Source organism: Anaerococcus vaginalis ATCC 51170 (assembly GCF_000163295.1).
Lineage (GTDB): Bacteria > Bacillota > Clostridia > Tissierellales > Peptoniphilaceae > Anaerococcus > Anaerococcus vaginalis.
Genome location: NZ_GG700527.1, coordinates 224,490 through 244,449, shown reverse-complemented (window position 1 = coordinate 244,449; position 19,960 = coordinate 224,490). Strand labels below are relative to the sequence as shown.

The following is a 19,960-nucleotide window of genomic DNA, read 5'->3' as shown; positions in this document are numbered from 1 at the left end:
AAATATTTGTTATAAAAACAAGGAAAATAAGATTTAAAATTTTAAAATCCCATATACCTATTGACATTATTATACTATGTTGTACAATGTATATAGCAATAAGATGGATTAACTTATAATTTGAAAGGATTGTTATGAATGAAGATTGGATTTCTCAAATCAAACGTGGAACTTTAGAATATGCTATCTTAATTTTAATTAAAAAAAAGGATAGATATGGCTATGATTTAATTCAAACTCTTGAAAAATATCCAATGTTACAAACAAAGGAGAGCACTGTTTACCCACTACTTCGAAGACTTCTAAAAAATAATTATTTAGAAGCTTATTGGAAAAATATTGAAGAAGGCACTCCTCCAAGAAAATATTATAAAATTACAGAGCTTGGAAATTTTTATTTAAATGCTTTGAAAAGAGATTGGATGATTCTTGTAAAAAATATTTCAGATCTTAGTGAGGAAGAAAAATGAAAAATAGTAAAATTGATAATAATTTAGAAAAATATTTATCAAAAGTAGACAGCAATTTAAAATATATGTCTATTTCTGAAAAAACTGATATTTTAAGTGAACTTAAAAATTCATTTTATGAAAGGCTTAATGATGGGCAAAGTTCTGAGTATATAATTTCTCAAATGGAAAGTCCAAAAGACTTAGCATTTTCTTATATGGGCGATAGTATTGTAAAAAGTAAAGATTTTTCCTTTAAAAATTTATTTATGGCTATAGGATTTTATTCTTACGCTTCATTAGCGTGGATTTGTCTTATACCAACTCTTGCAATACTTTCAATCTCTTTTTTCTTTTCTAGTGGGATTAGCACATTTGCAGGTATAATGGGACTTTTTAAAGGAATAATTCACATTAAACCAATCGATGAATTAAAATTTATCTTTTTTGGCTTTGAATTAAAAGGAATTTTAGCTTTAATTGCAGGTCTTATTTTAGCCTTGATATTTTTTATAATTGGAATTTTATTTTGGAAAGCTACAATTGCTACAATTAAATTTTTAAAAAATCAAAAAAGAAAATTAAATAATGGATATTGACAATCCAAAAAAACTTGCAAAAATTATAAATTTAGCTTATAAAAAATTTTTCAAAAAAACTAGGAATTAGCTTAAAACTAATTCCTAGTTTTTTAAATTCCTAAATATGCACTTCTTACTGCAGGATCATTTTTAAGGTTTTCTGCCTTATCTTCTTTTACAATTTTTCCTGTTTCTATTACGTAAGCCCTGTCTGATATATCTAGGGCAAGATTTGCATTTTGTTCTACAAGTAAAATAGTTGAGCCTTCTTCTTTTAAAACTTTTATCGTTTCGAATATTTTTTCTACATAAAGAGGCGAAAGTCCCATTGATGGTTCGTCTAATAAAAGCAATTTTGGATTTGTCATTATAGCTCTTGCCATAGCAAGCATTTGTTGTTCTCCTCCTGACAAAGTTCCTGCTTTTTGATTTCTCCTATCTTTTAAAACTGGAAAAAGCTCATATATTCTCTCAATTTTTTCTTCCCTTTCCTTGTCTTTTAAATTTGTTGCAACTGAACCTAAATTTATATTATCTACGACTGAAAGATTTGAAAAAACTCTCCTTCCTTCTGGAACTTGTGCAATTCCTAGCCTTGTTATTTTGTATGCTTTTTTATTTGTTATATCTTCGTTTTCAAAAGTGATTTTTCCGCTTCTTTTTTCAAGCAAAGAAGATATTGCTTGAAGGGTTGTAGTTTTTCCTGCTCCATTTGCTCCAATTAATGAAACTACTTCTTTTTTATTTACTTTTAAGGAAACATCCTTTATAGCGTGGATATTTCCATAATATACATTTAAATTTTCTACATTAAGCATTTTTTATTCTCCATATCCACTTCCCAAATATGCGCTTACTACATCATCTTTTTTAACAACTTCTTCTGGTTTTCCTTTTGCTATAACTATTCCATGATTTAATACGTAAAGTTTTTCGCAAATTCCCAAAACCAATTTCATGTCATGTTCTATCAAAACAATTGATAAATTAAAATTATCTCTTATCATTCTAATTGTATCCATCAATGATTCTGTTTCAATTGCATTCATTCCTGCAGCCGGCTCGTCTAATAATAATAATTTTGGATTTGTCGCAAGAGCTCTTGCTATTTCTAATTTTCTTTGGGCTCCATAGGATAAATTTCCTGCGCTATCATTCGCATAAGCTGCAAGTCCTAAAATTTTTAAAATATCCAAGGCTTTTTTTGTTGCTTCTCTTTCTTCTTTCCAATAATTTTTAAGCCTAAGCATTCCATCAACAATTTTATATCTCATATCTCTGTTCATAGATACTTTTACATTATCTACAACTGATAAGTAATCAAATAATCTTATATTTTGAAAAGTTCTTGCTATTCCTTTTTGACTTAGTTTATGAACAGGTAAGCCTGTTATATTTTCTCCATCTAAATAAATTGCTCCTTCTGTTGGCTCATAAACTCCACTTAGCATATTAAAAACTGTAGTTTTTCCTGCTCCGTTTGGTCCAATTAAACCAATTAAATCTTTTTCTTTCACATCAAGATTAAATCCATTTACTGCCTTCAATCCTCCAAAGGAGATGGAAATATTATCACATTTTAATACAGATCTTCTTTTATCCATTTTTTACTCCTTCTTTGTTGATTTTTCTTTTAAATTTTGCAATTTGTCTTGAAATAGAAAATTCTTCTCTTCCCATTAAGCCTTGTGGTCTAAATATCATAACAATTACTAAGATTACAGAATAAATTATCATCCTATATTCTGCGAATGCTCTTAATATTTCTGGAACTATGGTTAATGTTATAGTTGAAATTACTGAGCCTGTAAATGAACCCATTCCTCCTAAAACAACCATTACTAAAATATCAAAACTTTTATTATAATTAAATACATCGGCTGCTATTACTCCAGTTGTTTGAGCGTATATTGCTCCAGCGACTCCAGCAAAAAGCGCTGATAAAGTAAAGGCAAATATTTTAGATTTTGTTGTATTTATTCCACAGCTTTCAGCGGCAAGCTCATTATCTTTTATTGCCAAAACTGACCTACCAAATCTTGATGTCATAATTGAATACATAAATACAACGCACAAAACTGTAACAAAAAATACTAAAGCAAAAGAATCAACTGTAGGTATTCCTGCCATTCCTTGAGCTCCACCAGTAATAGATAAATTTTCTACAACAACCCTAATTATTTCTCCAAAAGCCAAGGTTACTATAGCAAGATAATCTCCGTTTAACCTCAATACTGGTATTCCTATTGCAAGGGAAAACAAAAATGCAAACAGCCCTCCAATTAATAAGGCTATAAAAAATCCTGGTATTCCTTCTATTATTCCAGTTTTCAAAAATATTCCTGCACTATATGCACCTATTGACATAAAACCGGCATGCCCCAAGGTTATTTGTCCCAAATTTCCTACGGTTATATTTAGTGAAATTGAAAGTATTATATTGATACACAATAAAAATAGAATTGATTGCCAATAAGAATCGATTATTCCACTTAAAATTAATATTTGAATAATTGCAAATGAAACTAATACAAGGACAAAGCTAACTAGATATGATGTTTTTTTATTTTTATCCATTTTATACTTTCTCCTTTTCCATATTTCCTAAAATTCCAGTTGGTTTTACTATTAAAACTAAAATTAATACCAAAAATACTATTGCATCTGCGTATGAGCTTGAAAGATATGCTCTAGTCATAACTTCTATCATTCCCAAAATAAATCCACCAATTACAGCTCCTGGTATTGAACCAATTCCTCCAACAACTGCTGCTGTAAAAGCTTTTATTCCAAGCATAGAACCTATAAAAGGAGTTATTTGAGGATATGATGAAACATACAATAAAGATGCAACTCCAGCAAGTGCAGAGCCAATTGCAAAAGTCATCGTCATAGTATTATCTACATTTATTCCAACAAGACTTGACGCCTTATAATCTTCACTAACAGCAAGCATCATCTTGCCATATTTTGTTTTAGAAATAAAAATTTGCAAAATTATTGTAAGAATAATAGTTAAAACTATTGTAAAAATTGTTTGAAAAGATAATCTTATTCCAAAAATATTTAAGCTAGCTTGATTAAATAAACTTGGAACAGGTCTTGCGTTAGCAGTAAAAACTTTTACAAATAAATTTTCCAAAAATAAAGATACTCCTATAGCAGTAATTAAAATTGAAATTGATGAAGAATTCCTCAAAGGTTTGTAAGCAATTCTTTCTATTACAACTCCCAAAAGTGTACAAGCAATAATTGCTGGTATTATTGCTAAATATAATGGTAAACCACTTCTGAAAAGACTTGTTTGAACAACAAAAAATATTGTATAAGCGCCTACCATTATAATATCTCCATGGGCAAAATTTATTAATTTTGCTACGCCATAAACCATCGTATAACCCAAGGCTATTAAAGCGTATATTGATCCTAATTGTAGACCATTAAAAAGTTGAATTAAAAAATCCATAAAATCTCCTTAAAATTTAAGGGGTTTTGCTAGCTAGCAATCCCCCTTTTTATTAATTTTCATCAGCTGTTACTGTTGAATTAAATTTATATGTTCCATCTTTTATTTCCATCATTGATGCTGATTTGATTGGATTATGATTTTCATTAAATTTAAATTTGCCAGTTATTCCATCAAATTCTATAGCTTTAATTTTTTCTATAATCTTATCACTTTCTTCGCTTTTCGCTTGTTCAATAGCTTGTTTTAATAAATAAATTGTATCGTATGACAAAGCAGAAAAAGCTGAAGGATCTTCTTTATTTTCTTCTTTATATTTTTTTACAAAATCTTTTACTCTTTGGTCATCACTATCTAAAGCAAAGTGATTTGAAAAACATGATCCTTCTACCAATCCTAATTGAGATTTATCCATTACATTTACAACTCCATCCCAACCATCAGAACCAATAAATTTTGCATCAATTCCAGCATCTCTTGCTTGTGGAGCTATAAGAGCAACTTTTTCGTAATAATCTGGAACTAATAATACATCTGGTTTTGCTTTTGCAATTTTTGTAAGTTGTGCCTTAAAATCATTGTCATTATCTCCATAAGATTCATCAGCAACTAAATCAAGTTTTAATTTTTCTACTTCTTTTTTAAATTCATCAGCAATTCCATTTGAATAATCTGAAGAAGTATTTCTAAGGATAGCTACTTTTTTTGCTTTTTGATTTTCTGCTGCAAATTTTGCTAATAATTTTCCTTGATAAGGATCAGTAAAGCAAGTTCTAAATACATTATCCTTTCCTTCTGTAATATTTCCTTGAGTTCCTGTCGGAGTTATCATAGCAATTCCATCTTTTTTTGCAATTTCAGAAACTGCTAGAGCAGGTTTTGATGTAATAGGCCCTACAATTGCTGTTACTTTTTCTCCTTTTAATTTATTGTATGCAGTTGTTGAATCTGTTATTTCTCCCTTATCATCATAAGAAATCCATTCAATTTTTTTGCCATTAATTCCGCCATTTTTATTTATCTCATCAACAGCTAACAAAGCTCCTTTTTCTGATGAATTTCCATAATTTGAAACTGGACCAGTTTGTGGTATTATTGCTCCAATTTTAATTGTGTCAGAATTCTCAGATTTTTTATTTTCTCCATTTTTTGCTTGACATCCTGCAAATGCAAATATTGATGCAAAAGCTAAGGTCATTAATTTTTTTGTTTTTTTCATTTTTTCCTCCACATATTTTTTTAATAATTAAGTATAAATAAAGATTAAAATTTATAATAATAATTATGGCACAGGATTTTCATCTTGTCAAATATTTTTTATTTGATTATTTTATTGTCTTTTTTTCAATGTTTATCTTGTTATTATTTTTTGATTTTTAAAATGAATATTTATTTATAATTTTATGCAAAGGTATATTTATTATTTATTTGATGTTAAATAGTGCTTTATGGTTTATTTATGTGATTTTATTTTAAAATATTTATTTTCCGATAGTTTACAAAGGTTACAATTTCGCACTTTTCTTGATATTTTTTCTTTTTTCGCCTATAATAAAATTCATTGGGGGATACATGAGAAAACAAAAACAAATTGATTCATTCACTTTTTTAAGAGCTATTTTTATTATTGCTATTTCCATATTTCATTCATCAGTGCAATTTCTTCCTGGTGGTTTTATGGCAGTAATTGGCTTTTTTGTAATGAGTGGATTTTTAATGATGAAAAAATTAAATACTATAGATGATTATGATTTTAATGAATTTAAATCGATTATAAAAAAAAGATTCAAAAAGCTATTGCCAAGTTTGTATTTTGTTATAAGCCTGTCTTTGGTTTTTGCTTTGATTTTTTCAAGAATAATTTTTCATGATTCTATAAAATCATCTTTACCTACAGCCCTTTCTTTTCAAAATTTATATCAAATTTTTAAGGGTGGTTCATATTTTACAAAAAATGGATATTTTGATATGTTTACACATTTTTGGTATATATCCATGCAAGTTCAATTTATCCTTATTTTTTATTTGGTAAACTATTTTATAAATAAATATAAGGATAAATTTTCTGGTAAGAATATAAAAATTTATCTTTTTACTCTTATTTCTGCAATAAGTATTTTGTTGATGATTATTTTTTCTTTTGATAAAAATAATATTTCAAGAATTTATTATGGACCTGATGTTAGAATAAATGCTATTTTTATTGGAGCTCTTGCTTATCTTTTGATAGATTATTTTTCAAAAATTTTTGAATTTGCAAAGGAGAAAAATTTTTCTGAAAAATATATTTTGTATGCTCTTTTGTTTTTAACTTTTATCGCTTACTTTTTTGTAAGTGGTGAAAACTTATATACTTACAGAATAATAATCCCAATCTACACTCTTATTCAAGCGTTATTAATTGGCGTTTTGTACTCTTATGAAAAGGAAAATAAATTTGTAATAAAGAAAAAAGAAATGGGAATTTTCAAAACTTTCCTTTATTATATAGGCCTTAGATCTTATTACATTTATTTGTGGCAATATATAATAAGCACTTTTCTTTCTTATGCTTTTGCCCACACAAGCAAAAGTAGGATTATAGCTTATATTTTGGAAATAATTATTGTTTTGATTTTATCAGAGCTAACTTACGTTATTTTAAATAGAAAATTTGATTTTAAAAAATATTTTATTATCACATCTGCTCTTATTTTGGGATTAAATGCTTTGGCATTTTTTATTCCAAATCCTAAGGAAAAAGATATGAAAGAGCTTGAAAAAAGAATTAGTGAAAATCAAGATAATATAAAGAAAAACAATGAGAAATATGTAAAAGAACAAAAGAAAAAAGAGAATAAAGAAAATTTAGAAAAATCTAAAAATCAGCTTTCAAACGAAAATAAAGAAACAGATCCAAAGCAAAATGAAAGTAACAAAGAAAATGAAAATAAAAATAAAAATAAAAATAAAGAAGAAAATAAAGAGCCTGTTTTTGAAAAGAAAGCTTATGATGATTTCAACTTTACTGATAAGGAAAAAGAATTTTTAAAAAATACTTCTATTACTGCTGTTGGCGATTCTGTTTTAATTAATATTGATCCATTTTTAAGAGAATTTAATCCAAATCTTTACCTTGATGGAGAAGTTGGCAGACAAATGACCGATGGCCCAAAAGTATTGCAAGATATAAAAAATAAAAACGGCCTTGGCAATATTGTTCTTGTAAGCCTTGGTTCTAACGGAACTTTAAGCGAGCAAAATATGGTAGATATTTTAAATATTTCTGAAGGAAGAAAAGTTTATTTTGTAAATACTGTAAATAGTCAATCTTGGGAGATGACTATTAATTCTAAAATCAAAAAATTCTGCGATGAAAACAAAAATGCCTACATGGTTGATTGGTATAAATTTGCAAAGGAAAAAGCAAATTTATTTGCAAAAGATATGGTTCATCCAGAAGTTGAAGGTGCAAAAGCTTATAGAAATCTAATTGAAAGAGAAATAATAAATTCTTTTGCTAAGTAATAATTAAATAATGTATATCTAAAAGCGTAGAAGTCTTAAATGACTTTCTTCGCTTTTATTTTTTTGAAAATTTCCATTTTAAAATCTCTATACTGTTTTAAACAAAAAATTTATTTGAAATATTTTCAAATTTAAAATGAACTTTATCAATAGCCTAAGAATATTTTTGTTGTATAATAGCAAATGAGGTGAATTATGATAGATTATTTAAATGAAATAAATTTAGATCAAAAATTAATAGATAAAATTATAGAATTTAGAAATGAAGATATAGATGATGAAGACAAAGATAGGATTGTTAAACCAGAATTTAAATATTATGGAGAAGATGTTTTGAAAAAAGCAATAACTGCAATTTTATCTGGAAAAAATATTTTACTTTCTGGTCCAAAGGCTACAGGAAAAAATGTTTTAGCTCAAAATCTTTCTTATATTTTTAACCGTCCATCATGGGATATTTCTTTTCACGTAAATACTGATTACAATTCCTTGGTTGGAGCTGACACTTTCAAAGACGGAAAAGTCGTATTTAGAAAAGGTCCTGTTTATGAATGTGCAAAAAAAGGCGGCTTTGGAGTTTTAGATGAAATTAATATGGCAAAAAATGAAGCTATCTCTGTTCTTCACGCAACTTTAGATCACAGACGTGTAATTGATATTCCAGGTTATGACAAAATAAAACTTGACGATAAAACAAGATTTATTGCAACAATGAATTATGGTTATGTTGGAACAAGAGAAGTAAACGAAGCTTTGGCATCAAGATTTATGGTTATAAATATGCCCAATATTACAAGAGAAAATTTAAAACATTTACTAAAAGATAAATTTCCAAAATTAAAGGACAAATATATGAATACTTTTATAGACATTTTTGAATCTCTCCAAGAAAAAAGTGAAAATTCAGAAATTTCTACAAAATCAGTTGACCTTAGGGGACTAATTTCTGCAATAGAAACAATGGAGATTGGACTTAACCCATACGATGCAATTGAAATGGGACTTATTAATAAATCTTTTGATGAATTTGAAAGAGAGCTTGTAAGAGATAGCGTTGATTCAAAACTTCCAAAAGAAATCAAAGAGAGTGTATTTGATGACTGATACTTTTGAAAAGTTAAGGGCAATGAATGTGATTTGGGATTTTGCTGATGATTATAAAATTTTTCCAAAATCCTACTATCCTATGGATAAAAATTATAAAAATATAATTGAGGGATACAAGTTTAAAAATTTTAGGCTTGATTTATTTTCTTCTTTTTTTTCCTATTTAAAAAAAGACAACCCATTTTTTGAAGAATTTAAGGCAATCACCCTTCTTTTGTTGGAAGATTTATCCTACAAAAAATTAGAAAAAACAAATCTTGTTATAAAAGATTTAAGAAAATCCTATGCAAAAAAAATTCTCGACAAATACCAATACAAAAAAGAAACCGACAATGTTTATGAACAAATCGAAAAAGCCTACTATGGGAAAATTTTTAATAAACCCATAACCGAAGCAAAACTTGTAAGAGATTTTTATTATGAGCTTTTTTCAATTGATACTTACAAATCAAGTGAGATTATAGATAAATTAAATGATCTTTTTAAAAAATATTTTCTTTTTGAAAGATTTGACCAATACAATGAACTTTTTGATCAAATGGTAAAGGAAGAAAAGCCCAAAAATTTTGACCACGAAGATTTGGAAGAGGCTGATGTTGAAAAAAATATTGAAGACCAATTTCAAATTCAATCTGCGGAGTTTAATGGTTATATTTATTTTGAAGAAAAAAAAGAAGATATGAACAAGGATATATTTATCTTTGAAAAATCTGATAAGGAAAAAGAAAAAAGAGAAGATTCCTTTATTGAAGATTTTTATGGAAAACTTTCTATAAGCAAAAAAAGGCAAGAATTATTAGAAAAAGAACTTGCCAAGGGTATCCATAAGTCAAAAAAATTGTATTTTACAAAGGGAGAATACACTGATTCTCCAAATGCAAGATTCAATCAGAAAGTTAGAAAAAAACAAAGGGAAAAAACAAAAGAATATATTGAAAATAATCTTTCAATAAACAACAGAGCTGTAAATGAGCTTACAAGAACTATAGAAAATTCTCTGGCAAATCACGAAGAAGATGAGCTTTACAGAAAAAATTATGGACTTCTTGATTCTATAAATGTTTGGAGGGCTCCTGTTTTAAATGAATCAAAAGTATTTTTTTCAAATAACAAAGATCCAAAACCAAAATTTCAAATGGATTTACTAATTGATGGATCTGCAAGCCAAATTAAAAGGCAAAATCTTGTTGCAAACCAAGCTTTTATAATTGCAAATGCCATGGACAAGGTAAATATTCCAATAAGAGTTTCTTCATTTTCAACTTTGAGAGATTATACAGTTTTTAATATGTACAGGGATTTTAAAGACAAGGGCAATAATGAAAATATTTATAATTTTTTTGCATCAGGTGCAAATAGAGATGGCCTTGCCTTTAAAACAATCCACAAATTAATTAATGAAGATAAAAATGAAAGTGTAAGAAAAATTTTGATAATTTTATCAGACGGTCGCCCAAACGATGAAAAACACAATATAAATACAGTAAATGCAAAAATCAAGGACCAATATATAGACAAAAAAGCAGTTGATGATACTGCAAAAGAAATAAGAGCATTAAAAAGCGATGGAATCCAAGTTTTGGGAGTTTTTACTGGAGAAGATGAAGATATAGAAAATGCAAAATTAATTTATGGAGCAGATTTTTGTAGGATAAAAAATTTAGACAATTTCTCCAAAATTGTTTCAATTTATATGAAAAATTTAATAGCAAATTAAAATTGGCTGGCAAAAAATTATAAACCATAATAATTTATAATTTTTACCAGCCTTTTAAATTATTTTTTATTTTTTCTTAGAAAATTTATGGTAAAGACGATTTACCATTTTCATAACTTCAGGAATTCTTGCAAATAAAATTGTAAGCGCATAAAATATTGCTGCTATTATTATGGCAATAAACATAGCCAAAAGATATGACATTTTCCCACTCAAATTTCCATAAATAACACTTGCAATTAATCCCATCAAAATTGATAAAACTGTAATTTTTATCAAAGATTTTAAAGAAGTCTTGAAATTAATTCTTCCAAAATTTTTCCTAAATTTTATTAACATCATAATTGCACCAGCCGCAGCAGAAATTGCAGTTGCTAAGGCAAGACCTTGAATGTCAAAAAATTGTATCAAAATAAAATTCAAAATTACATTTATTATTTGTTGGATAACTACAATTATTACTGGCGATTTTGAATCTCCAACTGCATAAAATCCCTTGTCGATTACATCAGAAAATGATTGAAAAATAACAAATGGCGCATAGGCAATTAGCATTGATGCTGTAACTACTACAGATTTATTATCAAAAGCTCCCCTTTGATAAACCAATTTTATTATTGGCTCTGCCAAAGACATCATTCCAATTGTTGCTGGTATTACCAAAAGCATAGTCAAAACTATAGCTGAATTTATTTGAATTTTCATATTTTCTATATCTCCTTTTTGTCCCAAATGTGAAATGGTAGGAAATATTGAAGTTGTAACTGAAACTGTTATTACTCCTGTAATCAGTGCCAAAAGTGTTTTTGAATATCTCAAAAATGATATTGATGCATTTCCAAAAAAGTATGATGCCATAGAATTATCTACTGTAAGAGCTATCTCTCCTGCAGCTGATGAAACTATAACAGGAATTGCAATCATAATTAGAGACTTAATATATTTATTGTGAATATCTATTTTTTTCTTGTATTTATATCCATGCTCCCTATTTGCCTTAGGAAACATTATATATTGCAAAACATTTCCCAACAAACAACCTATAGCAAGTAGGTAAGGATTTTTGGCAAGTCCGCTAATAATTGTAAAGGCAATTATTATAACATTCATTATCAATCCAGTTACAGCCGGAATAAAAAAATTGCCTTTTAAATTTAAATATCCCCTAAAAACAGCTGAATATAAATATGCAAATATTGCAAACATTATAATTCTTGTAAAAACTATGGCAGTATGTAAAAGTTCGCCTTTTAAATCAGGAGAAAATAATTTACAAAATGCTCCAGCAAAAATAAAACCAAAAATAACTGCTACAAGACCAAATACCATCAAAATATTAAAAATATTTGATGTGAATTCTTCAGCAACTTCTTCGCCTTCTTCATTTTTTGCCTTGGTATAAATCGGAATAAAACCATATATAATACCCGACGCAACAAAATTTGCAATTACTACAGGAAGAGTATTTGCAACAGCATAAATTGCAACTATATCCCCCGCTCCATAAAAATAAGCCATAACAGATTCTCTCAAAAATCCAAAAACTTTAGAAAGAATTGTTACAAGCATTAACATAAAAGCAGTTTGTCCCATAATTACCTCTCTTTTTTAATTTATAAATTTTATTATATCTTTAAAAAATCCTCTTTCAATGGATAAATTTATCCATAATTAAGTCTATTATCTTAGAAAAATTTTACGATAATTTTATAAACTCTTTAATTTTCTTTTATCTTATTTATTGTTTAAAAAAATTAAAAATAAAAATAAGCACAAGAAATAAAGCTATCACTTGTGCTATAATTTATTATTTTATTTTCAAGTATTCTTCCAAAGAAAGACTATTCTCATACATAGATTTTGCATTTTCTACACCAACATATCTAAATTCCCAGCACCTTTCTTTTTTGCCAGTAATTTCTTCTTTTTCTTTGGTGTATCTTTGAATAAAACCATATTTATAAGAATTTTCCTTTAGCCACTTATATTCATTTGTATCTTTAAATTTGTCTGAATATTTGCTTTGTCCAGTATAAAAATCAAAACTTGTTCCTGTTTGGTGGTCACTTGTATAAGGCAAATCAGCATCAGGATTATTTTGATCTACCAATTTTTCTTCACTTTGTCCCATCCTAAAATCAGATGCGATTTTTATATCCAAGCCTTCTCTTTGCATATCAATAAGCATAGTATCAAAAGCTTTTTTGCTTGTAGAATCAACGCCTGGATTAAAATCTTTAGGCAAAGGATTTGATTCATTTACAAAAACAACTCCATTCACTACACTAATATTTTCGCTATCTTTAAGCTTTCCAAGACCATATTTATTTACATAATAAAATTCATCATTAATTTTAATTTTTGAGAAAGAATTTTCTGTACCAAAATATTCTATGTATTGGTTGCTATTAATGCTTACATCAGTTTTTGTAAAATCGCTTGGCTCTTGGTAGCAATATTGACTTTTAAGAGATTTGACATAGGATTTCATAGTATCACTATATCCATCATCATCAATTTTTTCCCCATCACTAATTACTACATTTTCAAAACCAATAGGAGTTGCAACTTGAGTTTTTGCATTTTTTAGTTCTTCTTTAAGCACTTCATTTTCTTGTTTTTTATTAGCTTGAGCATATCTGTTTTCTATTGGTTTTCTAATTTGAAAATCATCACTACTTTTTTTAAAATCTATATTCAAAGCTCCTGTTATCAAAAGAGCACAAATTCCAACTTTTATTAAATTATTTCTTCTTTTTATTTTTCTTTCTTTTACCTTTTTACGTCTTAAATCTCTAATACTTTTGTTTGCCATTTTTAGTTTTCTTCCTTAAATCTATTTCAATATAACTAAATTTACGTCTGTGGGATAGTTTGTAAAATCATATAAATGTATTTCAATCTATAATAAAAGACTTTACAAAACTTTTTAATATTTTCTTAACTCCATTATAACACAAGTATAAAAAAATATGTATAGTATAAATGATTTTTTTTGTAAAATATTTGAAAAAAAATCGCTAAAAATTAATTTTTTTTAATTTTAGCGATTTTTTTAATACATTTTTATAAAATTTTTTACTTTTTTTAAAAAACCATATAAGTTTTTATTATGAATTTTTTATCAAATTAATTAACTATAAACTAGCTTTTTGAATTTTAATTTTTTCTCCCATTATTTTATTTGTCATTTCTTGAGAAATTTCATTTACATCTGTCATATATATTTCTATATATTTTTTTTCATTCTCATCAAATTTTATATTTTGTGCCAAAACATTAGCAGGGTCAATAATATTTGCTTTGTAGTTTAAATTTTTAAAAATTTCATCTTCTACTATAGGATAGTGGGTACAACCTAAAACTATATTTTCAATTTTTTTCTCATTTGCAAGTTCCAAATAATCTTTTAAAGCCTTATCAAGCACATCTCCTTTTACTATTCCTTTTTCTATAAGGGAAACAAGTAATGGACAAGCTTTTTCAAAAACTTTTTTATTAGAATTTTCTTCAATTTTAATTTTATAAGTATGTTGTAAGCACGTTGCCTTTGTAGCCATAACAAAAATATCCCCTTCACATTCTAAGGATTTTTTTATTGCTTGATCTGTAATTGAAATAAATTTTTTATCAAATTCTTTTCTAAGATATTCTATTGCAACAGTAGAAATTGTATTACAAGCTATCACAAAAAAATCAATATCTTTCTTTAATAAAAATTTTACTATTTTTTTTGAAAGCTCAATTATTTCTTCATTTGACTTATCTCCATAAGGAACATTTTTATTATCTCCAAGGTAAAAATAATTTGCCTTGTGCTTTTTAGACAATTCTTTAAGAACAGTAAGCCCTCCAAGTCCTGAATCAAATACACCAATATTAGTCATCTATTAAATTCACCCTTTCAACAAATTTATAATCATTTTTTATTTCATTTAATGCATAATTAATTTTTTCTTCATCAAAAAATACAGCAAAAATACTTGCACCGCTACCACTAAGAAGTGCTTTGGCTGCCCCTAGATTTTCAAGTCTATTTTTTATTTTATAAAGATGAGGAAAATTTTCATATACCACATCTTCCATCACATTAGAAAAATATTTTACAATATTTTTATCAGAAGATTTTAAACCTTCAATTATTTTTTTAGTTTCAATATTTCCATAATCTTTTAATCTTTTATATACAAAATTTGAAGAAATACTTGTCCCATCATTTACCAAAAGAATTTTCATATCTAAATTTATATCAAAAGGAGATAAAATTTCTCCAATACCTTGAGCTCTTGCAGATTTTTTCAAAAAGAAAAATGGAATATCAGCTCCTAAACTTTTCCCAATTTTAAAAATCTCATCATCACTCAAATTTAAATTCCAAAGCTCATTTAAAGCCAAAATCATTTCTGCACAATTTGTTGAACCACCAGCAAGTCCCGCCGCAATAGGAATATTTTTTTCCAAAAACACATCTACTCCACATGATTTAACCCTATCTTTTAAAATATTCCAAGCCTTGTAAATCAAATTATTTTCAATATTTTCCCTTGATAAAATTTGGCTATTTGTTTTAATTTTAATTTCATTAGTATTATTTTTTTCAATTTTTAATTTATCAAACAAAGAAATCCTAGTCATAATTGTATCAATTTCATGATAACCATCATCTCTTTTATACAAAGAATCAAGACTAAGATTAATTTTTCCATAGCATTTTCTTTCCATAATTACCTCTCTACAATTATATCATAAAGATTTTGAGTGAAATAAAAATATAAAATAAAAAATTTCAAATCGAAAAATTAAAATAAAAAAATAGACCTTGCTTTCGCAAAGTCCATTTGTAAATTTAAATTTATTTAGAGTAATCGTAGAATCCTTTACCAGTTTTTCTACCAAGATCTCCTGCTCTTACCATTTGTCTTAATAATGGATTTGGACGATATTTGCTATCACCAAATTCATTGAATAATACTTCCATAATTGCAAGACATGTATCAAGTCCTATAAGGTCAGCTAATGCTAGAGGTCCCATTGGATGGTTTGCTCCAAGTTGCATTCCCTTATCAATATCTTCAACGCTTGCAAGTCCATCATATAAAACTCCAATTCCTTCGTTAATCATTGGAATTAAAAGTCTATTTACAACAAATCCTGGGCCTTCTTTTACTTCTATTGGTTGTTTTCCAAATTCTTCAGCAAGTTCAAATACTTTTTTATTTGTTTCATCGCTTGTATGGAGTCCTCTAATAACTTCTACAAGTTTCATAACTGGAACTGGATTGAAGAAATGCATTCCTATTACATTTTCTGGTCTATTTGTTGAAGCAGCTATATCTGTTATTGAAAGTGAAGATGTATTTGAAGCAAGTATTGCTCCTTCTTTAACTACTTCATCTAATTCTTTGAAAATTTCTTTTTTAAGTTTTGGATTTTCTGTAGCAGCTTCTATAACTATATCACAATCAGCTAAGTCTTTTACTTCTGTTGTGTAGGAAATGTTTTTGATTGCTTTTTCTTTAGCATCTTCTTCCATTCTTCCCTTAGAAACTTGTTTAGCATAATCTTTTTCAATTCTAGCTTTTGCATTTTCTAAGAATTCATCTTTAATATCTCTTACTACTACTTCGTGGAATTTTGCAGCTACTTCTACAATTCCTCCACCCATAATTCCTGATCCAATTACACCAATTTTCATATTTACTCCTTTGTGTGTTTTAAAAAAGTTTCGTTCGCTTGTTAAATTAATAACTTATATATATTATAACATTGTTTTCCTAGTTTTTCAAGAAATATTGACTTTTTTTTAACTATTTATTTGATTTTCTCCAAATTCTCATACTCTCAGCTTCTTTAATCAAATCATCTCTAAAGTCTGGATGAGCAATTGAAATCAATTTCTCTGTTCTTTCCCACAAAGATTGACCTTTTAAATTAACCATACCAAACTCTGTTGCCACATAATGAGTATTTGCTCTGCAACCTGTTGGTTGTGTTCCTTCAATCAATCTTGGAACAATATTAGAATGTCTTACGCCTTTTTTGTCTACTCTTGATGAGTGTAGGGTTACAAAAGATTTTCCACCTTTTGAATTATAAGCTCCAATCATAAAATCTAAAGCTCCACCTGAACCTGAAATATGTTTTGTTCCAGAGCTTTCTGCAGAAACTATACCATTCAAATCAACTTCAAGAGCTGAGTTTATTGACATGAAATTATCTAAAGCAGAAATTTGTTCGATTCCATTACAATAATCTACTGGAGCTGCACAAAGTTGTTCATTATTATCTATAAAATCATATAATTCTTTACTACCTGCTGCAAAGGCATAAACTTGTCTACCCTTGTCAATGTTTTTCTTACTTCCATTAATTTTTCCAGCCTTTGTTAGTTCAACAAAAGAATCTACATACATTTCTGTATGAACTCCCAAATCTTTTAAATCTGAATTTGCTATTTCTTTTCCAATTGCTGTAGGAAGTCCACCAATTCCTATTTGTAAGCATGCACCATCAACTAACTCTTCTACTACATATTTAGCAACTTCCTTGTCTAAATCACTTGGATTTGCTTTGCCCAAAGCTATCATTTCTGGATTTGAACCTTCGATTATATAATCTACATCTTTAATATTTACAAAATTTTCAAATCCACCAAGTCCTCTTGGTACATTTTTATTTACTTCTATTATAACAATATCAGAATTTTCAATTGCAGCGTAAAGATGAGATGCAGAAATTCCAAAATTAAAATTACCATGTTCATCCATAGGTGTTGCTTGTGTTACAAAAACATTTGGTTTTTTTATTGAAGTTCTATAATATTTTGGAAGTTCTGAATATTTTATTGGAGCATAAAATGCTCTTCCCTCTCCAGCTAATTTTCTAATTGCACCCAATGAATGCCAAGAGTTATAAACAAAATGTTCATTTTTTGGATCTGCATCAAATAATTTAAATTTTTCTAATTCTACTCCTCCTCTGACAACGATGTCATTAAGCTTAGTAATTTCTTTTGCAAATGCTTCATCAAAATCGTGTGGAGAAATTATTCCCCAAGAGTAGTCAACATAATCTCCATCTTTAACTAATTTTGCTGCATCTTCAGCACTTATTAGTTTTTCCTTATATAATTTATTATAGTCCACGTTATCCTCCCATTAAATACGCATATTTTTACTTATATATTGGAATAATTTTTAATTATCTCCATAAAAATTTAAGGATGAGACTTCTCTCATCCTTAAATTAATTTGAGATACTAATAATGATATACCCAAATTTTAAAATTTTATTTATATTAATTTGCTTTTTTATTCTTAATTGCTTCTGTAAGTTTTGGTACTACTTCAAATAAGTCACCTACTATACCATAATCAGCTCTTCCAAATATTGGAGCATCTGGATCTTTGTTTATAGCTATAACTTTATCAGCAGCATTTATACCTGCCAAGTGTTGAATAGCTCCAGAAATTCCTACAGCTATATAAACTCTTGGTCCTACAGTTTTTCCTGATTGTCCTACTTGGTGAGAGTGTGAGATCCATCCAGCATCTACAGCCGCACGGCTTGATCCAACAGTTCCGTCAAGTGCATCAGCTAAATCTTTTATTAATGCAAAGTTTTTAGGATCTCCAAGTCCACGTCCACCAGAAACTATAAATTCAGCTCCTACTAAATCTACCTCATCTCCTTCATCTCTTGGAATGAAATCTAAGATTTTTGTTCTAGCTTCGCCTTCAAATGTAATATCTTCATCAACTATATCAATATTTTCTTTTGCACCAATAGCTTCTTTTGAAAATACTCCTGGTCTTACAGTTCCCATTTGTGGTCTGTGATCTGGGCAAAGAATCATTGCCATTAAGTTTCCACCAAATGCAGGTCTTGTCCATCTAACTTCTTTTTTCTCAGCGTCAATATCAAGTTCTGTACAATCTGCTGTAAGTCCTGTGTGAAGTCTTGCTGAAACTCTTGGGCCCAAATCTCTTCCTTGATTTGTTGCACCTATCAAAATTATATTTGGACTATATTTTTTAACTAATTGGTCTATTGCATCTGCATAAACTTCTGTATTATATTCTTTGTAAATTTCATTATCAACTGTGATAATTCCATCTACGCCGTATTCTTTTACTTCTTCTTTAGCTTTATCAACATTTGATCCGATAATTATAGCGTAAAGTTTTTCATCAATAGCATCAGCCATTCTTCTTCCTGGATTCATTAGTTCAAGTCCAACATTTACAGCTGATCCATCTTCTTTTGTTTCTACAATTACCCAAAGATTTTTATTTTCACTCATCTATATCCTCCTAAATAAGTTTCTCATCAGAAAGAGCATTTATTAACTTATCTACAGAAACGCTAGCATCTTCATCGTTGTAGATTTCTCCAGATTTCTTATGTTCAGGTGTATAAGATTTTTTAACTCTTGTTGGTGAACCTTTAAGTCCTATTGCTGTTTCGTCAATATTTTCTTTTAGTTCTTCAAAAGTAATTTGTTCAATTGTAGCTTTTTTAGCTTTCATTTTATTTTTGATTTTTGGATATCTTAATTCTTCATCGCCATATTTTGTAAATGTTATAAGAGCTGGAAGTTTTGCTTGAATATTTAAAGCTCCTCCTTCAACTTCTTTAAGAACTTTGATTCCCTCATCGTTTAATTCTGTTGTATAAGCATAAGTTACTTGTGGCAAATCTAAATGTTCAGCAATTTCTGGTCCTACTTGTGCTGTATCTCCATCTATAGCTTGAAGACCACAGAAAATCATATCATAATCTCCTTCTCTTTTTGCTACTTCTTTTATAGCTTCTGAGATTATATAACTTGTTGCAAGTGTATCAGAACCACCAAATTTTCTATCAGTAACCAAATAAGCTTTGTCAGCTCCTACTGCCAAAGTATCTCTAAGCATAGATTCAGCTTGAGGTGGTCCCATAGAAATAACTGTGATTTTTACATTTTCTGGATCATTATCTTTTATTCTTAAAGCTTGTTCAAGGGCAAAAGCATCATAAGTATTTAAGATACTAGGAACTCCCTTTCTAATAAGAGTATTAGTTTCAGGATCTATTTTGATTTCATTAGTATCTGGAACTTGCTTTGCACATACAAAAATATTCATTTATTCCT

General features: G+C 28.0%; 18 protein-coding genes. 5 read left to right on the top strand and 13 right to left on the bottom strand.

Annotated elements, in window-relative coordinates:
- Positions 1-134: 134 nt before the first annotated feature.
- Together HMPREF0078_RS01225 and HMPREF0078_RS01220 are read left to right on the top strand one after the other, a co-directional pair.
- Entirely contained in the window at positions 135-470 is a 336-nt protein-coding gene (locus HMPREF0078_RS01225; RefSeq protein WP_004838217.1) for a PadR family transcriptional regulator, read from the top strand.
- A complete protein-coding gene (locus HMPREF0078_RS01220) occupies positions 467-1,048 on the top strand; it encodes a DUF1700 domain-containing protein (RefSeq protein ID WP_004838215.1) in 582 nt (193 codons plus the stop codon). The genes HMPREF0078_RS01225 and HMPREF0078_RS01220 overlap by 4 nt, the downstream gene beginning before the upstream one ends.
- 92 nt (positions 1,049-1,140) lie before the next feature.
- On the opposite strand, the gene HMPREF0078_RS01215 is transcribed toward HMPREF0078_RS01220, so the two are convergent.
- The 5 genes from HMPREF0078_RS01215 to HMPREF0078_RS01195 are packed head-to-tail and all read right to left on the bottom strand — an operon-like array spanning position 1,141 to position 5,715.
- The gene (locus HMPREF0078_RS01215) at positions 1,141-1,848 is read right to left on the bottom strand and encodes an ABC transporter ATP-binding protein (RefSeq protein ID WP_004838212.1); all 708 of its coding nucleotides are present in this window, start codon (positions 1,846-1,848) and stop codon (positions 1,141-1,143) included.
- 3 nt (positions 1,849-1,851) lie between these two features.
- Positions 1,852-2,634, bottom strand: a complete 783-nt coding sequence (locus tag HMPREF0078_RS01210; protein ID WP_004838210.1) for an ABC transporter ATP-binding protein — start codon at positions 2,632-2,634, stop codon at positions 1,852-1,854.
- The gene (locus tag HMPREF0078_RS01205) at positions 2,627-3,607 is read right to left on the bottom strand and encodes a branched-chain amino acid ABC transporter permease (protein ID WP_004838209.1); all 981 of its coding nucleotides are present in this window, start codon (positions 3,605-3,607) and stop codon (positions 2,627-2,629) included. Before HMPREF0078_RS01205 ends, HMPREF0078_RS01210 begins: the two co-directional genes overlap by 8 nt.
- Position 3,608: 1 nt before the next feature.
- The gene (locus HMPREF0078_RS01200) at positions 3,609-4,496 is read right to left on the bottom strand and encodes a branched-chain amino acid ABC transporter permease (RefSeq protein WP_004838207.1); all 888 of its coding nucleotides are present in this window, start codon (positions 4,494-4,496) and stop codon (positions 3,609-3,611) included.
- A 52-nt stretch (positions 4,497-4,548) separates the two neighbouring features.
- Positions 4,549-5,715, bottom strand: a complete 1,167-nt coding sequence (locus HMPREF0078_RS01195) for an ABC transporter substrate-binding protein (protein ID WP_039920357.1) — start codon at positions 5,713-5,715, stop codon at positions 4,549-4,551.
- 353 nt (positions 5,716-6,068) lie between these two features.
- Between HMPREF0078_RS01195 and HMPREF0078_RS01190 the strand changes: the two genes are divergently transcribed.
- The 3 genes from HMPREF0078_RS01190 to HMPREF0078_RS01180 all read left to right on the top strand — a co-directional run bounded on the left by HMPREF0078_RS01190 (position 6,069) and on the right by HMPREF0078_RS01180 (position 10,827).
- On the top strand, positions 6,069-8,003 hold the full coding sequence (locus tag HMPREF0078_RS01190; RefSeq protein ID WP_004838204.1) for an acyltransferase family protein: 1,935 nt from the start codon (positions 6,069-6,071) through the stop codon (positions 8,001-8,003).
- A 195-nt stretch (positions 8,004-8,198) separates the two neighbouring features.
- Positions 8,199-9,107, top strand: coding sequence for an AAA family ATPase (locus tag HMPREF0078_RS01185; RefSeq protein WP_004838203.1), 909 nt, complete (start codon positions 8,199-8,201; stop codon positions 9,105-9,107).
- Positions 9,100-10,827, top strand: coding sequence for a vWA domain-containing protein (locus HMPREF0078_RS01180; protein ID WP_004838201.1), 1,728 nt, complete (start codon positions 9,100-9,102; stop codon positions 10,825-10,827). The genes HMPREF0078_RS01185 and HMPREF0078_RS01180 overlap by 8 nt, the downstream gene beginning before the upstream one ends.
- A 66-nt stretch (positions 10,828-10,893) precedes the next feature.
- On the opposite strand, the gene murJ is transcribed toward HMPREF0078_RS01180, so the two are convergent.
- The 8 genes from murJ to HMPREF0078_RS01140 form a co-directional block, all read right to left on the bottom strand.
- Positions 10,894-12,420, bottom strand: a complete 1,527-nt coding sequence (murJ, locus tag HMPREF0078_RS01175) for a murein biosynthesis integral membrane protein MurJ (protein WP_004838199.1) — start codon at positions 12,418-12,420, stop codon at positions 10,894-10,896.
- A 214-nt stretch (positions 12,421-12,634) separates the two neighbouring features.
- Complete coding sequence (locus HMPREF0078_RS01170) at positions 12,635-13,642, bottom strand: M15 family metallopeptidase (protein ID WP_004838198.1); 1,008 nt, start codon at positions 13,640-13,642, stop codon at positions 12,635-12,637.
- Positions 13,643-13,964: 322 nt separating this feature from the next.
- Positions 13,965-14,714, bottom strand: a complete 750-nt coding sequence (murI, locus tag HMPREF0078_RS01165; RefSeq protein WP_004838197.1) for a glutamate racemase — start codon at positions 14,712-14,714, stop codon at positions 13,965-13,967.
- On the bottom strand, positions 14,707-15,549 hold the full coding sequence (ispE, locus tag HMPREF0078_RS01160) for a 4-(cytidine 5'-diphospho)-2-C-methyl-D-erythritol kinase (RefSeq protein WP_004838196.1): 843 nt from the start codon (positions 15,547-15,549) through the stop codon (positions 14,707-14,709). Before ispE ends, murI begins: the two co-directional genes overlap by 8 nt.
- A gap of 130 nt (positions 15,550-15,679) precedes the next feature.
- Complete coding sequence (locus tag HMPREF0078_RS01155; protein WP_004838194.1) at positions 15,680-16,522, bottom strand: 3-hydroxybutyryl-CoA dehydrogenase; 843 nt, start codon at positions 16,520-16,522, stop codon at positions 15,680-15,682.
- A gap of 112 nt (positions 16,523-16,634) precedes the next feature.
- Positions 16,635-17,972, bottom strand: a complete 1,338-nt coding sequence (locus tag HMPREF0078_RS01150) for an acetyl-CoA hydrolase/transferase C-terminal domain-containing protein (protein WP_004838193.1) — start codon at positions 17,970-17,972, stop codon at positions 16,635-16,637.
- Between the two features lie 152 nt (positions 17,973-18,124).
- Complete coding sequence (locus HMPREF0078_RS01145; protein WP_004838192.1) at positions 18,125-19,129, bottom strand: electron transfer flavoprotein subunit alpha/FixB family protein; 1,005 nt, start codon at positions 19,127-19,129, stop codon at positions 18,125-18,127.
- A 10-nt stretch (positions 19,130-19,139) separates the two neighbouring features.
- Complete coding sequence (locus tag HMPREF0078_RS01140; protein ID WP_004838191.1) at positions 19,140-19,952, bottom strand: electron transfer flavoprotein subunit beta/FixA family protein; 813 nt, start codon at positions 19,950-19,952, stop codon at positions 19,140-19,142.
- Positions 19,953-19,960 lie beyond the last annotated feature (8 nt).

Bases quoted from the DNA above. Each gene is read 5' to 3' on its own strand.
- ispE (WP_004838196.1), bottom strand. From the start codon at position 15,549: ATGGAAAGAAAATGCTATGGAAAAATTAATCTTAGTCTTGATTCTTTG.
- HMPREF0078_RS01180 (WP_004838201.1), top strand. From the start codon at position 9,100: ATGACTGATACTTTTGAAAAGTTAAGGGCAATGAATGTGATTTGGGAT.
- HMPREF0078_RS01185 (WP_004838203.1), top strand. From the start codon at position 8,199: ATGATAGATTATTTAAATGAAATAAATTTAGATCAAAAATTAATAGAT.
- HMPREF0078_RS01140 (WP_004838191.1), bottom strand. From the start codon at position 19,952: ATGAATATTTTTGTATGTGCAAAGCAAGTTCCAGATACTAATGAAATC.
- murI (WP_004838197.1), bottom strand. From the start codon at position 14,714: ATGACTAATATTGGTGTATTTGATTCAGGACTTGGAGGGCTTACTGTT.
- HMPREF0078_RS01200 (WP_004838207.1), bottom strand. From the start codon at position 4,496: ATGGATTTTTTAATTCAACTTTTTAATGGTCTACAATTAGGATCAATA.
- murJ (WP_004838199.1), bottom strand. From the start codon at position 12,420: ATGGGACAAACTGCTTTTATGTTAATGCTTGTAACAATTCTTTCTAAA.
- HMPREF0078_RS01215 (WP_004838212.1), bottom strand. From the start codon at position 1,848: ATGCTTAATGTAGAAAATTTAAATGTATATTATGGAAATATCCACGCT.
- HMPREF0078_RS01170 (WP_004838198.1), bottom strand. From the start codon at position 13,642: ATGGCAAACAAAAGTATTAGAGATTTAAGACGTAAAAAGGTAAAAGAA.
- HMPREF0078_RS01210 (WP_004838210.1), bottom strand. From the start codon at position 2,634: ATGGATAAAAGAAGATCTGTATTAAAATGTGATAATATTTCCATCTCC.
- HMPREF0078_RS01145 (WP_004838192.1), bottom strand. From the start codon at position 19,129: ATGAGTGAAAATAAAAATCTTTGGGTAATTGTAGAAACAAAAGAAGAT.
- HMPREF0078_RS01225 (WP_004838217.1), top strand. From the start codon at position 135: ATGAATGAAGATTGGATTTCTCAAATCAAACGTGGAACTTTAGAATAT.
- HMPREF0078_RS01205 (WP_004838209.1), bottom strand. From the start codon at position 3,607: ATGGATAAAAATAAAAAAACATCATATCTAGTTAGCTTTGTCCTTGTA.
- HMPREF0078_RS01190 (WP_004838204.1), top strand. From the start codon at position 6,069: ATGAGAAAACAAAAACAAATTGATTCATTCACTTTTTTAAGAGCTATT.
- HMPREF0078_RS01195 (WP_039920357.1), bottom strand. From the start codon at position 5,715: ATGAAAAAAACAAAAAAATTAATGACCTTAGCTTTTGCATCAATATTT.
- HMPREF0078_RS01155 (WP_004838194.1), bottom strand. From the start codon at position 16,522: ATGAAAATTGGTGTAATTGGATCAGGAATTATGGGTGGAGGAATTGTA.
- HMPREF0078_RS01220 (WP_004838215.1), top strand. From the start codon at position 467: ATGAAAAATAGTAAAATTGATAATAATTTAGAAAAATATTTATCAAAA.